This is a genomic window from Mariprofundus sp. NF (assembly GCF_013387455.1).
Lineage (GTDB): Bacteria > Pseudomonadota > Zetaproteobacteria > Mariprofundales > Mariprofundaceae > Mariprofundus.
Map to the genome: position 1 here is coordinate 1 of NZ_VWNC01000019.1, position 748 is coordinate 748.

Annotated in this window: 1 pseudogene; it reads left to right on the forward strand. The window is 68.6% G+C overall.

What is annotated here, in order from left to right:
- Positions 1–748: pseudogene (locus F3F96_RS12340) on the forward strand (heavy metal translocating P-type ATPase); the annotation flags it as partial.

A 748-nucleotide genomic window follows, 5' to 3' on the forward strand; every position in this document is an offset into this window, starting at 1 on the left:
ACAACAGCACCACGGCCACGAAACCGATACACCCGCCCACGGCGAGCATCACCACGGGTCTGTGTCCGCGCACGCCTCGGCGGATGCGCACGGCACGCGCGAGGGTCAGCACACCGGGCATCAGGGCCACGCCATGGACCACGGGCAGCACTCAGGCCACACGGGCCTCGACGAGCACGGCGGCCACGATGAGCATGCCCAGCACGGTGGGCACGGAGATCACAGCGGCCATGGCGGGCACGGGGACCACGTTGGCCAGTTCCGCCGACTGTTTTGGATCAACCTCGTCATCGCCATCCCCGCGGTCGCCCTCTCACCGATGTTCGCCATGCTGCTGGGCTACGAGGTCCCCGGCTGGGCGGGCTGGGTCGCCGCGGCACTGGGCACCGTCATGTACGTCTGGGGCGGCAGGCCCTTCCTCACCGGTGCCGTCAGCGAGTTGAAGTCCCGCAAGCCCGGGATGATGCTGCTCATCGCTCTGGCGATCACGGTGGCCTTCTTCGCCTCCTGGGCCGCCACGCTCGGGCTCGTCCATCACGAGCTCGAATTCTGGTGGGAACTGGCGCTGCTGATCGTAATCATGCTGCTGGGCCATTGGATCGAGATGCGCTCCCTGGCCCAGACCACCTCGGCGCTCGACTCGTTGGCGGCACTGCTGCCAGACGAGGCCGAGCGCGTCGAGGGCGAGAACGTCGTCAAGGTGGCCCCAGCCGACCTCGACGTGGGCGACGTGGTCCTCGTGCGCCCC